Source organism: Streptomyces sp. SAI-127 (assembly GCF_029894425.1).
Classification (GTDB): domain Bacteria; phylum Actinomycetota; class Actinomycetes; order Streptomycetales; family Streptomycetaceae; genus Streptomyces.
Genome location: NZ_JARXYJ010000001.1, coordinates 2,266,919 through 2,279,829, shown reverse-complemented (window position 1 = coordinate 2,279,829; position 12,911 = coordinate 2,266,919). Strand labels below are relative to the sequence as shown.

Annotated in this window: 9 protein-coding genes; 8 read left to right on the top strand and 1 reads right to left on the bottom strand. The window is 71.6% G+C overall.

The window, feature by feature from the left end; all coding sequences use genetic code 11:
- Positions 1-40 precede the first annotated feature (40 nt).
- The 4 genes from M2157_RS10720 to M2157_RS10705 all read left to right on the top strand — a co-directional run bounded on the left by M2157_RS10720 (position 41) and on the right by M2157_RS10705 (position 6,472).
- Positions 41-484: an SRPBCC family protein gene (locus tag M2157_RS10720; RefSeq protein ID WP_266509966.1), complete on the top strand. Its 444-nt coding sequence runs from the start codon at positions 41-43 to the stop codon at positions 482-484.
- A 148-nt stretch (positions 485-632) separates the two neighbouring features.
- Entirely contained in the window at positions 633-3,008 is a 2,376-nt protein-coding gene (locus M2157_RS10715) for an MFS transporter (protein WP_280861582.1), read from the top strand.
- Between the two features lie 132 nt (positions 3,009-3,140).
- Positions 3,141-5,609 carry a SpoIIE family protein phosphatase gene (locus tag M2157_RS10710; protein WP_280861581.1) on the top strand — a complete coding sequence of 823 codons (2,469 nt, stop codon included), beginning with the start codon at positions 3,141-3,143 and terminating at the stop codon, positions 5,607-5,609.
- A gap of 137 nt (positions 5,610-5,746) precedes the next feature.
- Positions 5,747-6,472 carry a class I SAM-dependent methyltransferase gene (locus M2157_RS10705; RefSeq protein ID WP_280865111.1) on the top strand — a complete coding sequence of 242 codons (726 nt, stop codon included), beginning with the start codon at positions 5,747-5,749 and terminating at the stop codon, positions 6,470-6,472.
- 33 nt (positions 6,473-6,505) lie between these two features.
- Here the strand turns inward: M2157_RS10705 and M2157_RS10700 are convergent, their stop codons facing one another.
- Positions 6,506-7,606 carry an acyltransferase family protein gene (locus tag M2157_RS10700; RefSeq protein ID WP_280868186.1) on the bottom strand — a complete coding sequence of 367 codons (1,101 nt, stop codon included), beginning with the start codon at positions 7,604-7,606 and terminating at the stop codon, positions 6,506-6,508.
- A gap of 176 nt (positions 7,607-7,782) precedes the next feature.
- On the opposite strand from M2157_RS10700, the gene M2157_RS10695 reads away from it, so the two are divergent.
- From M2157_RS10695 to M2157_RS10680, 4 genes are read left to right on the top strand one after another with little or no spacing between them, the layout of a single operon-like run.
- A complete protein-coding gene (locus tag M2157_RS10695) occupies positions 7,783-8,616 on the top strand; it encodes a M55 family metallopeptidase (protein ID WP_280861580.1) in 834 nt (277 codons plus the stop codon).
- Positions 8,609-9,913: a M20/M25/M40 family metallo-hydrolase gene (locus M2157_RS10690; protein WP_280865110.1), complete on the top strand. Its 1,305-nt coding sequence runs from the start codon at positions 8,609-8,611 to the stop codon at positions 9,911-9,913. Before M2157_RS10695 ends, M2157_RS10690 begins: the two co-directional genes overlap by 8 nt.
- Before the next feature lie 16 nt (positions 9,914-9,929).
- Entirely contained in the window at positions 9,930-11,882 is a 1,953-nt protein-coding gene (locus M2157_RS10685; protein WP_280865109.1) for a prolyl oligopeptidase family serine peptidase, read from the top strand.
- The gene (locus M2157_RS10680) at positions 11,879-12,802 is read left to right on the top strand and encodes an LD-carboxypeptidase (RefSeq protein ID WP_280861577.1); all 924 of its coding nucleotides are present in this window, start codon (positions 11,879-11,881) and stop codon (positions 12,800-12,802) included. Before M2157_RS10685 ends, M2157_RS10680 begins: the two co-directional genes overlap by 4 nt.
- Positions 12,803-12,911: the final 109 nt, after the last annotated feature.

Sequence of the window (12,911 nt, the reverse complement as noted above, 5' to 3'; positions counted from 1 at the left end):
TTGCCCCGACCCCGAGAACTTGAAGTCCTGGAGGAAGTCGATGGCGCAGGTCGAAGCCACTACGGAGCGGATCGTCGCGGCGGACGCGGAGAAGGTGTTCGACGCCGTCGCCGACTACAGCGGCACGCGCGGCAAGGTGCTGCCCGAGCAGTTCAGCGAGTACGAGGTGCGCGAGGGCGGTGACGGCGAGGGCACCCTCGTCCACTGGAAGCTCCAGGCCACCAGCAAGCGCGTGCGCGACTGCCTCCTGGAGGTCACCGAGCCCACCGACGGGGAGCTCGTCGAGAAGGACCGCAACTCCTCCATGGTCACCACCTGGCGGGTCACCCCGGCCGGCGAGGGCAAGTCCCGGGTCGTCGTGACCACCACCTGGGACGGTGCCGGCGGCATCGGCGGCTTCTTCGAGAAGACCTTCGCGCCCAAGGGCCTCGGCCGGATCTACGACGCCCTTCTCGGCCGGCTCGCCACCGAGGTCGAGAAGTAAGTCCCCGGCGCTCGGCGGATGTTGATCTCGGTCACCGGATCGAGTGGATCTCCACGGGGCCTCCCGGTATGCCGTAACTCGTCGCGCTTGTTCGTAGTTGTCGCCCAAAGCGGGAATTGCGTGGCAGGCGCGACGAGGGGAGCGGGACGTGGGCGTGACGACTCCGGTACACGAGGAATGGGTCGAAGCGCCCCCCGAGGTCCCCGCACCGCCCGTCGAACTCGGCCCGCGCCGGGTGCGGTTGGTCTTCTTCGGGCTGATGCTCGCGCTGCTCCTCGCGGCGCTGGAGCAGATGATCGTCGCCACCGCGCTCCCGAAGATCGTCGGTGAGCTGCACGGCCTGGACCGGATGTCCTGGGCGATCACCGCCTACCTGCTCACCGCCACGATCGGGCTGCCGGTCTACGGCAAGCTCGGCGACCTGCTCGGCCGCAAGGGCGTCTTCCAGTTCGCGATCGTCGTGTTCGTCGCCGGCTCCGCGCTCGCCGGACGGGCCGGGACCATGGACCAGTTGATCGCCTTCCGCGCGGTGCAGGGTGTCGGCGCGGGCGGGCTCATGATCGGGGTGCAGGCGATCATCGCCGACATCGTGCCGCCCCGGCGGCGCGGCCGCTTCATGGGCCTGATCGGCGCCGCCTTCGGACTGGCCTCCGTCGCGGGCCCGCTGCTCGGCGGCTACTTCACGGACCACCTCTCCTGGCGCTGGTGCTTCTACATCAACGTGCCCTTCGGTCTGCTGACCCTGGCCGTCGTCACCGCCGTACTGAAGCTTCCCAGGCCCCGGGTCAAACCCCGGCTCGACATCCTCGGCACCCTCCTGCTCGCCGCCGCCTCCACCTGCCTGGTACTGCTGACCAGTTGGGGCGGGACCGAGTACGCCTGGGACTCGCGGGTCGTCCTCGGACTCGGCGCCGGGGCCGCCGCCTCCGCGGTGCTCTTCCTCGTCGCCGAGCACTTCGCCGCCGAACCCCTCATGCCGCTCCGGCTGTTCAGGGACTCCGTCTTCAACGTCACCGGCCTGGTGGGCCTGGTGATCGGTGTCGCGCTCTTCGGGGCGGCGAGCTATCTGCCGACCTTCCTCCAGATGGTCGACGGGGCGAGCGCCACCGAGTCCGGACTGCTGATGCTGCCCATGATGGCCGGGATCGTCGGCGCCTCCATCGTCTCCGGGCAGCTCATCAGCCGCACCGGCCGCTACCGGATCTGGCCGATCCTCGGCAGCGCCCTCTCCGTCGTGGGCATGTGGCTGCTGTCCCGCCTGGAAGCCGACACACCCCGGCTGCACTACAGCGTCTGGATGGCCGTCCTCGGCGCCGGGATCGGCATGGTGATGCCGGTGCTGATCCTCGCCGTGCAGAACTCCGTCCGCCCCGCCGACCTCGGCACCGCCACCAGCGCCAACAACTACTTCCGGCAGATCGGCGGAAGCGTCGGAGCGGCGATCTTCGGCACGCTCTTCGCCGACCGGCTCGCCGACGCCCTCGCCGAGCGACTGCCGACCGGTGCCGGGCTGCCCGACCCAAAGTCCATCACCCCGCAGCTCGTCCACGCCCTGCCCCCGGAGCTCCGCGACAACTACATCCGGGCCTACGCCGACGCCATGCCGAGGATCTTCCTCTACCTCGTGCCGGTGCTCGTCCTCGGCCTGCTCATCGCCTTCTTCCTCAAGGAGAAACCGCTGGTGACCCACGACGCCACCGAGACGACGGCCGCGCCGGTCAACACCACGATCCCGCAGGCCCGTCCGTCCTGCACCGGCACCGCCGGGGCGGCCCCCGTCCACGGCACGGTGCAGCACTGCGACGGCACCGTCCTGCCCCGGGCCGCGCTCACCCTCATCGACGTGGCCGGAGCACAGATCGGGCGCGGTGCCAGCGGCGAGGACGGGCGGTACGCACTGTCGACGCCCGGACCGGGGGCGTACGTCCTCATCGCCGCCGCGGGCGGCCACCAGCCGCAGGCCGTCTCCGTGACCGTCGGCGAGCGTGCCGTCGAACTGGACATCGTCCTCGGCGGCGCCGGACGGCTCGCGGGCCGGGTGCGGACCGCCGACGGCACGCCCGTGCGGGACGCCGCCGTCACCCTCACCGATGTGCACGGCGAGGTCGTGGCCACCACGCGCAGCGGAGACGAGGGCGGCTACGCCGTCACCGAACTGGTCGCCGGGGAGTACACCCTCGCCGCCAGTGCGCCCGCGTTCCGCCCCGCGGCGCTCCCCGTCACCGTCCAGGCCTCCCGGGACACCCGCCAGGACGTCGAACTCGCGGGCGGCGCGGTGCTGCGGGGCACCGTGCGGGCCGGTGGCGGACGGTCCGTCGAGGACGCGCGCGTGACGCTCCTGGACATGGCCGGCAACGTCGTGGACACCCTCACGACCGGCCCCGACGGCACCTTCCGCTTCGTCGACCTGTCCAGCGGCGAGTACACCGTCATCGCCGCCGGCTACCCGCCGGTCGCCACCGTCCTCCAGGTGGCCGGAGGCGGCCGGACGGAGCGGGATCTCCAGCTCGGACACGGTGACTGACAGGGCGTCAGAGCGGGGGGCGCGCCGGTGCGATCCGGTCCGGGCCAATTCCCGCATTGCCGCACACCGTGACGGCGGGGCGCCGTACGGTGGAGTAGGCGGCACAGATCTTGCGGAGAGAGGGCCTGGGCCATGGACCGTGGCACCGAGAGGGGCGCACCTCCCAGCCGCGGAGCTGGGAACGGCGCGGCGGACGGACCCGCCGCGGCCGGACGTGTCCCGCTGGCCGTGGTCGTGGTGGACCGCGACGGCATGGTCTCCCACTGGAGCCGCGGCGCGAGCCGTCTGTTCGGCGCCAGCAAGGAGGAGGCCATCGGCCGCTCGGCGGCCGACCTGTTGCCCGTCTCCGGAGCACTCACCGACGCGGAGGACACCCCGCCCTACGGCGTGTACGCGGCCTACGACGGACTCGGCCCCGATCTCGAGTCCTCCCTCGACGGCGGCCTTTCCTACCCGGCCGCCGGCCGCGCCCGTCTCACCGTGCCCGGCGCGGACCGCGTGGACGTCCTGTGGTGGGCCTACCCGCTGGTGGGCCCCGGCCGGGAGCGTCTGCTGGTGCTGGCCGCCGACGCGGGCGCACTCCACCAGGACCTGGACCTGGACGAGGGCACCGTGGCCGTCGAGCGGATCGCGCCCGCCTTCGCCCTGCACACCGACTTCCCGGGCGCCGACGAACTCGCCCGCCGGCTTCCCGAGATCCTGCCCAGCATGAGCGTCGGCGAGAGCGCCCGCATCGTCGCGCAGGTTCTCGAACTGGGCTATCCCGTACTGGAGTTCAGCCAGAACGACCGGGTGCCCGTCACCCCCGACTGGGGCGTGCCCCGGCGTGCCGAGCGCAAGGCCCGCCGTGAGCGGGCGGCCCGGGCGGCCGCGGAGGGACTGCCGTTGCCGCAGGACGACGTGGAGGAGGGCGAGGACCTCGAGTACGTCGCCGTACGCGAGCGTCTGGAGTTCCTCAACGAGGTCAGCGGGAAGATCGGCACCTCCCTCGACCTGTCCCGCACCATCGTCGAGGTCAGCAGGGCCGTCGTGCCCCGCTTCACCGATGTCGCCGGCACCTATCTGCGCGAACAGGTCGTCGCCGGTGAGGGGTTCCCCGACGGTGTTCCCGACACCACCACCATGTGGCACCGGGTGGCCCTGGAGCACACCGACGAACCCGGCCGCTGGGACGATGTGGTGCCGGTCGGCGAGGCCATGCCGTTTCCCGCGCACACCCCGTTCTTCCAGTGCATGACCACCGGTGAGCCCGTCCTCGTGCCGCGGATCAGCGAGCAGATGGGGCACGCGATCGCCTCGCAGTTCGAGAAGCGGGACATCAGGCCGCTGATCACCGGCCGCTCCATGCTGGTCGTACCGCTGAAGGCCCGCAATGTGGTCCTCGGCTTCATGATCCTGCTGCGCCACCCCGAGCGCGTCGAGTTCAACGACATGGACCGGGTCACCGGCGCCGAACTCGCCGCCCGCGCTGGCCTCGTGCTCGACAACGCGCGCATGTACACCTTCCAGGAGTCGGTCGCCGAGACCCTCCAGGACAGCATGCTGCCGCACATCCCGCCACGCATGGCGGGCTGCGACATCGCCACCCGCTATCTGCCGGGCACGCTCCTGGGACGCGTCGGCGGCGACTGGTTCGACTCCGTCAAACTGCCCGGGGCGCGTACCGCTCTGGTGGTCGGCGACGTGATGGGGCACGGGCTCAACTCGGCCGCCATGATGGGCCAGTTGCGTACGGCCGTACAGACCATGGCAGCGCTCGACCTGCCGCCGGCCCAGCTGCTGCGCAACCTCGACGACCTCGCCCAGCGACTCGGGGACAGCTACCTCGCGACCTGCCTCTACGCCGTCTACGACCCGATCGCGAGCGAACTCCACATCGCCAACGCGGGCCATATCCCGCCGGTGATCGTGCGGGCCGGGGACGGGCGCAGTGAACTGCTCGACCTGCCCACCGGTGCGCCCATCGGTGTCGGCGGGGTGCCGTTCGAGGCCGTACGCGTGCGCGTGGCACCCGGTGACCGGCTGCTGATGTGCACCGACGGGCTGGTGGAGGTGCGGGGCGAGGACATCGGAGTGGGTCTCGCGACGCTCACCGAGTCCGCCGCGCATCCGGCCGCGTCCATGGACGACGCCTGCGACGCCATCATCCGCGCGCTCAACACACGCGGCGGGCGCAAGGACGACGTGGCGCTGCTCATGGCCCGGCTCAACGGCATCGAGCCCGACGACGTGGCCGAGTGGCGGATCTCCCTGGACCCGGCCGAGGTGGGGCGGGCCCGGGCGGTGGTGCGGGAGCAGCTTCACGAATGGGGGCTGGGCAGGCTGGCCGACGGCGCCGAGCTCATGGTGAGCGAGCTGGTGACCAATGCGGTGCGGCACTCCCACGGCCGTCCCGTCGAACTGCGGCTCGTGCGGGGGGACTCCTTGCTGTGCGAGGTGGACGACGACGACCATGATCTGCCGAACCTGTCGAGTGCCGGGCCCACCGATGAACAAGGGCGGGGGCTCAGGGTGGTCAGCACGCTGGCCCGGGAGTGGGGGGCGAGTCGTACGAAGGCCGGGAAGACCGTCTGGTTCGAACTGACCCTGCCGCGTCGCTGAGTGGCTCCCTACGGGCGCGGCTTCTCGAACTGGCAGTGAAGGAATGCGCCACGCGCTTGTCCGCGTGACCATGGCGCGATACACCGTACTGGCCTGTCAGATGTGGCGGGTTGTGTTCGCATCCTGGGGAGTTGGGCATGAGCGTGAGCGGTCGGTACCGGGAGTCCTGGGAGGGGTTCTGGCGGGAGGCCCCGGGACGGCAGGGGGCCGTGTTCTGGGATGCGGAGCCGGTGTTGACCGCCGGGGTCCACCTTGCCCACTTCGAGCCGCTCCTGGTCGATCCCGGGCTGCCACTCGTGGACCTGGGCTGCGGGAACGGCACCCAGAGCCGTTTCCTCGCCGCCCACTTCACCCAGGTGATCGGCGTCGACCTGTCCGCCGCCGCCCTCGATCGCGCCCGTGACGCCGACCCCGACGAGCAGGTGACGTACCAGCTGCTGGACGCCTCCGACAAGGGCGAGCCGGAGAACCTGCACGCCGAACTCGGGGACGCCAACATCTACATGCGGGGCGTGCTGCACCAGGCCGCGCCCGAGGACCGGCAGCAGATGGTCGACGGGATCGCCACGCTCGTCGGGGAACGCGGCCGGGCCTTCCTCGTCGAGCTCTCCGAGGCGGCCAAGTCCGTCCTCGTGGGTCTCGCGCAGAGCCCCGACGGGCCGCCCGCCAAGCTGGCGCCCATCTTCGCGCACGGCATCGCCCCTGGTGAGGTGGCCGACGAGGCGGTGCCCGTGTACCTCGGGGCGGCCGGGCTGACGATCGTGGCGAGCGGTGACCTGCCGCTCGTCACCACCGAGTACCGGTCCGACGGCACCCGGATCGAACTGCCGTCGAAGTGGTGGGTGGTGGGACGCACCGCCTGACGACCGGGCTGACCTCTTCCCCGGAGGCAGGCCTTACCGGCGCACCTGCGCGGGTACCGCGCCCGTGCCGGGCGAGGTCTTCCCAGGTGAGGTCTTCCGGAACGCCCACTCCATCCTCGGCTCCATCACGCACCGGAAGACCCGCCGCACGGGCGCGGTGCACAGCGCGGTCACCACCACGGCAGCGACAACGGTGACCGCGATCTCACCGAGCGGCGTGTGCGGCCAGCGGTGGCCGGCCCAGTCGAAGTGGTTGCCGGCCTGGACGACGAAACCGTGTAGCAGATAGCCGTAGAGCGTGCCCGCGCCCAGGGCCGTGAACCACATCCGGCGCCCGGGCACCCAGGACAGGAAGCAGGCGACCAGGACGAGCGAGCAGCCGAAGAGGGCCAGCGTCATCAGCGGCCCGTACCAGGCGGGCACACCGAGGTCCTCGGCGGCGCCGCGGTGGAAGAACCAGGCGTAGTCCATGCGCGGGACCGCCCAGTACGAGAACACCAGCGAGGCCGCGAAGACCGGGACCGCGAGGATGCGCACCCGCCACTGCCGGACCAGCGAGAAGTGCGCGGGGCGCAGACACAGGCCGAGCACGAAGTACGGCAGGAACTGCAGGGTGCGCTGGAGGTCGAGGTCATTACCGATGGACGGGCTCAGGGTGGCGAGCGCGGCGACGGTGAGGGCGATCGGCAGCGGCCACCGCACGCTCCGCCAGATCGGGGTGGTCAGCCGCCAGATGAACAGGGCGGCCAGGAACCACGTCAGATACAGCGGGTCCAGAAGGCTGATCTCACGGTCCGGAACACCGTCGGACCACCGGGTGAAATAGGTGTACGCCGTCTCGAACACGACGTAAGGGACGACGACCCCGGTGACCAGTCGCTTGATCTTCGCCGGGCTCGCGTCGAAGGAGCGGGAGAAGTAGCCCGAGATGATGATGAACGCCGGCATGTGGAAGGCGTAGACGATCGTGTAGAGCGCGGTGACGGCACGGCTGTCGGAGCGCAGCGGCTCCCAGGCGTGCCCCATGGCCACCAGCACGATCGCGAGGTACTTGGCGTTGTCGAAGAACGCGTCCCGCTGCTCCGGGCGTCCGGGCGGGTTCCCCGGCGCGGTGGCCGCCGTCGTCCGTCGCACCGACTGTACGGGCTGTGCGGTGTCGCTCACGCTGCTCCCTGTCCGTCTCCTGTGGAACCCGCGAGGGAGGATACGCGTCTTCCGGGGGAGGCCTGTGCGGCAGGGGGGAGCGGCATGGGGCTCGCCTCACCACCTGCGGGCGACGCAAACCTCCGCGACGCGTAACGTGACGGACCATGAAGATCCTCATCAGCGCCGACATGGAGGGCGCGACGGGAGTGACCTGGCCGGCCGACGTGCTGCCGGGCACACCGCAGTGGGAGCGGTGCCGGTCGATGTTCACCTCGGACGTGAACGCCGCCGTGCTGGGCTTCTTCGACGGGGGTGCCGACGAGGTGCTCGTCAACGAGGCCCACTGGACCATGCGCAATCTGCTCCTGGAGCGGCTCGACGAGCGCGCGCAGATGCTCACCGGCCGGCACAAGTCGCTGTCCATGGTCGAGGGCGTCCAGCACGGCGACGTCGACGGCATCGCGTTCCTCGGCTACCACGCGGGCGCGGGCCAGGAGGGCGTGCTCGCCCACACCTATCTCGCCAACTCCATCACCGGGGTGTGGCTGAACGACGTGCCCGCGAGCGAGGGACATCTCAACGCGCACGTGGTCGCCGAGTACGGCGTCCCCGTCGTCCTCGTCACCGGCGACGACGTGGCCTGCGAGGACGCGCTCGGCTACGCTCCTCAGGCGCTGAAGGTCGCGGTCAAGGACCACGTCTCGCGTTACGCGGCCGTGTGCCGTACGCCGACCCGCACGGCCGCCGACATCAGGGCCGCCGCCAAGGAGGCGGCACAGCTGGCGGTCCGTCAGGAGCCGGTGCAGGCAGGGCCGTTCACGATCGCGGTCGAGTTCGACGCCGAGCATCTCGCGATGGCCGCCACCGTGGTGCCGGGGGTGCGGCGGACCGGGGAGCGGAAGGTGGCGTACACCAGCGAGACCATGTACGCGGGAATCCGTACCTTCAAGGCGGTCACCACCATCGTCTCGGCCGCCGTGGAGGAGCAGTATGGCTGACCAGCAGGCACTGGACGAGGTCGTCCGGTTCACCTCCGACCTCATCCGCATCGACACCACCAACCGGGGCGGCGGCGACTGCCAGGAGCGACCCGCCGCCGAGTACGCGGCCGAGCAGCTGGCCGGGGCGGGCCTTCAGCCCATGATGCTGGAGCGCACCAAGGGCCGTACGAACGTCGTCTCCCGCGTCGAGGGCAGCGACCCGTCGGCGGACGCGCTGCTCGTCCACGGTCATCTGGACGTCGTGCCCGCCGAGGCCGCCGACTGGAGCGTGCACCCCTTCTCGGGGGAGATCCGCGACGGGGTCGTCTGGGGGCGCGGCGCGGTCGACATGAAGAACATGGACGCGATGATCCTGGCCGTGGTGCGGGGCTGGGCCCGGCAGGGCGTACGGCCCCGGCGGGACCTCGTGATCGCGTTCACCGCCGACGAGGAGGCCAGTGCCGTGGACGGCTCAGGGTTCCTCGCCGACGAGCACCCGGAGCTCTTCGAGGGGTGCACGGAGGGGGTCAGCGAGTCGGGGGCGTTCACCTTCCACGACGGCGCCGGGCGGCAGATCTACCCCATCGCCGCGGGGGAGCGCGGCACGGGCTGGCTGAAGCTCACCGCGCGCGGCCGGGCCGGGCACGGCTCCAAGGTCAACAAGGAGAACGCGGTCACCCGGCTCGCCGCCGCCGTCACCCGCATCGGCGAGCACGAGTGGCCGCTGCGGCTCACCCCGACCGTCCGCGCGGCCCTCGCCGAACTCGCCGCGCTCTACGGCATCGAGACGGACCTCACCGACGTGGACCGGCTGCTGGAGAAGCTGGGCCCCGCCGCCAAGCTGGTCGAGGCGACCGTCCGCAACAGCGCCAATCCGACCATGCTGGAAGCCGGTTACAAGCTCAACGTGATCCCCGGGGAGGCCGTGGCCTACGTCGACGGCCGGTATCTGCCCGGCGGCGAGGACGAGTTCCGGGCGACCCTCGATCTGCTCACCGGCCCCGACGTGGACTGGGAGTTCAGTCATCGCGAGGTCGCCCTCCAGGCACCGGTCGACTCGCCGACGTACGCCAGGATGCGTGCCGCCGTGGAGGAGTTCGCGCCGGAGGGGCACGTGGTGCCGTACTGCATGTCCGGCGGCACGGACGCCAAGCAGTTCTCCCGCCTGGGTATCACCGGGTACGGTTTCGCGCCGCTGAAGCTCCCGGAGGGCTTCGACTACCAGGCCCTGTTCCACGGGGTCGACGAGCGCGTCCCCGTCGAGGCACTGCACTTCGGCGTGCGGGTACTCGACCGCTTCCTGCGAACGGCCTGAGCAAGTGGGGGAGAACGTGCAGACGTCGGCATACGGTTCCTGGCCCTCGCCCATCGACGCGGCCCTCGCGGCCGCGCACGACGGGCACCCCGAATGGCTGGGCTTCGTCGGGGACGAGGTGTGGTGGACCGAACCACGGCCCACCGAGGGCGGCCGCCGCACCCTCGTGCGCAGACGCGCCGACGGCCAGGAGGAGTCGGTGCTGCCGGCGCCGTGGAACGTGCGCAGCCGCGTCATCGAGTACGGCGGCCACCCCTGGGCCGGCGCGGTGGTGGCCGGCGAACCGCTTGTCGTGTTCGTGCACTTCGCCGACCAGCGGCTGTACCGGTACGAGCCCGGGAGCGAGCCGCGCCCCCTGACACCCGTCTCCCCGGTGGGCGGCGGACTGCGCTGGGCGGAACCGCAGGTGAGACTCGACCTCGGTGAAGTGTGGTGCGTTCTGGAGGAGTTCACCGGCGACGGGCCCACCGACGTCCGCCGGGTCCTGGCCGCCGTACCGCTGGACGGCTCGGCGGTGCGGGACCGGGACGCGGTGCGCGAACTCACCGACGACCGCCACCGGTTCGTCACCGGCCCCCGCGTCTCCCCCGACGGCTCGCGCGCGGCCTGGCTCGCCTGGGACCACCCGCGCATGCCCTGGGACGGCACGGAACTGGTCGTCGCGGACATCGGCTCCCACGGCACGCTCGTCGAGCCCCGCACCCTGGCGGGCGGTCCGGAGGAGTCGATCGCCCAGGCCGACTGGTCGCCCGACGGCCGTCTGCTGTACGCGAGCGACCGCACCGGCTGGTGGAACCTCTACCGCGACGGCGAGCAACTCTGCCCGCGCGAGGAGGAGTTCGGCGGCGCCCTCTGGAAGCTCGGCCACCGCTGGTTCGCGCCCCTGGACAGCGGACTGATCGCCGTCGTGCACGGCAGCGGCTCGACCGCCCTCGGGATCCTGGACCCCGAGAGCGGTGAACTCGTCGACGCGGCAGGACCCTGGACCGAGTTCGCACCCACCCTCGCGGTGCACGGCGAGCGGGTCGTCGCCGTCGGCGCCAGCCCCCGCACCGCCCACGAGGTCGTGGAGCTCGACACCCGCACCGGCCGGGCCCGGGTGATCGGCGCCCCGCACGACGACCCCGTCGACCCCGTGTATTACCCCGAGCCCCTGATCCGCACCTTCACCGGACCGGACGGCCGCGACATCCACGCCCACGTCTACCCGCCCCACCACCCCGGACACCGGGCGCCCGGCGGCGAGCTGCCGCCGTACGTCGTCTGGGCGCACGGCGGGCCCACCGGACACGCGCCCCTCGTGCTCGACCTCTCGATCGCCTACTTCACCTCGCGCGGCATCGGCGTCGCCGAGGTCAACTACGGCGGCTCGACCGGGTACGGGCGGGAGTACCGCAACCGGCTGCGCGAGCAGTGGGGCGTGGTCGACGTCGAGGACTGCGCCGCCGTCGCGCTCGCCCTCGCCGACGAGGGCACCGCCGACCGCGACCGGCTCGCCGTCCGCGGCGGCAGCGCCGGAGGCTGGACCGCGGCCGCCTCGCTCACCGCGACCGACGTCTACGCCTGCGGCACGATCGTCTACCCGATCCTCGACCTGGCCGGCTGGGGCACGGGGGAGACCCACGACTTCGAGTCCCAGTACCTGGAGAGCCTGGTCGGACCGCTCGCCGAGGTCCCCGGACGGTACGCGGAACGCTCGCCCGTCGAGCACGCCGACCGGGTCACCGTGCCCTTCCTGCTGCTCCAGGGCCTGGACGACGTGATCTGCCCGCCCGCGCAGTGCGAGCGGTTCCTGGCCCGGATCGCCGGCCGGCAGGTGCCGCACGCGTACATCGCCTTCGAGGGGGAGGGGCACGGGTTCCGTCGGGCCGAGACGATGATCCGGGCGCTGGAGGCCGAACTCTCCCTGTATGCCCAGGTGTTCGGGCTGAACCCGCCCGGCGTACCGACATTGGAGCTCGTCAAGTGAAGGAACTCGTCAGACCGTCCAGACTCACTCCGGGCGCGCGCGTGGCCGTGGTCGCGACCAGCGGACCGGTGCCGGAGGAACGGCTCCAGGCGGGCCTGGACGTCCTGCGCGGCTGGGATCTGGACCCCGTCGTGGGTCCCCATGTCCTCGACCGGCACGGCGAGTTCGGCTACCTGGCGGGCACGGACGCCGACCGGGCGGCAGATCTCCAGAACGCCTGGTGCGACCCGTCCGTGGACGCCGTACTGTGCGCCCGCGGCGGGTACGGCGCGATGCGCATGGTCGAACTGCTCGACTGGAACGCCATGCGCGCGGCCGGTCCGAAGGTGCTTGTCGGGTTCAGTGACGTGACCGCGCTGCACGAGGCGTTCGCCATCCGGCTCGGCCTGGTCACGCTGTACGGTCCGATGGCCGCCGGCATCGACTTCATCAAGAACGCGCGGGCCCAGGAACATCTGAGGTCCACGCTGTTCGCGCCGGAGACGGTCCGCACGATCGCCTCCGGCGGCAGGTCCCTCGTCCCCGGCCGGGCCCGCGGTGTCACCCTGGGCGGCTGTCTGTGCCTGCTCGCCTCCGAACTGGGCTCGGCGTACGCCCGGCCCGGCGCGCGCGGGGGCCTGCTCTGCCTGGAGGACGTCGGTGAGGAGACGTACCGTCTCGACCGCTACCTGACCCAGCTCCTGCGCGCCGACTGGCTCGACGGGGTGCACGGGGTGCTCCTCGGGTCGTGGGAGAAGTGTGAACCGTACGAGAGGGTGCGCGCGCTGCTCCTCGACCGGCTCGGGGGACTCGGCGTACCCGTCGTCGAGGAGTTCGGATTCGGGCACTGCGAAGGGGCGTTGACGATCCCGTTCGGAGTGGCCGCCGAGCTCGACGCCGACGCGGGGACGCTGACGCTGGAGGAACCCGCTCTTCACTGAAACTCCGTCAGAAACCACCCGGTCGGGCGATTGACCTCCTCTGACACGTGTCACACCATGACTACCGGTCGGTAAGTTTCGGGTTGTCGTCAGTGTGGAGGTCTCTCCG

Bases quoted from the DNA above. Each gene is read 5' to 3' on its own strand.
- M2157_RS10720 (WP_266509966.1), top strand. From the start codon at position 41: ATGGCGCAGGTCGAAGCCACTACGGAGCGGATCGTCGCGGCGGACGCG.
- M2157_RS10690 (WP_280865110.1), top strand. From the start codon at position 8,609: ATGGCTGACCAGCAGGCACTGGACGAGGTCGTCCGGTTCACCTCCGAC.
- M2157_RS10695 (WP_280861580.1), top strand. From the start codon at position 7,783: ATGAAGATCCTCATCAGCGCCGACATGGAGGGCGCGACGGGAGTGACC.
- M2157_RS10710 (WP_280861581.1), top strand. From the start codon at position 3,141: ATGGACCGTGGCACCGAGAGGGGCGCACCTCCCAGCCGCGGAGCTGGG.
- M2157_RS10705 (WP_280865111.1), top strand. From the start codon at position 5,747: ATGAGCGTGAGCGGTCGGTACCGGGAGTCCTGGGAGGGGTTCTGGCGG.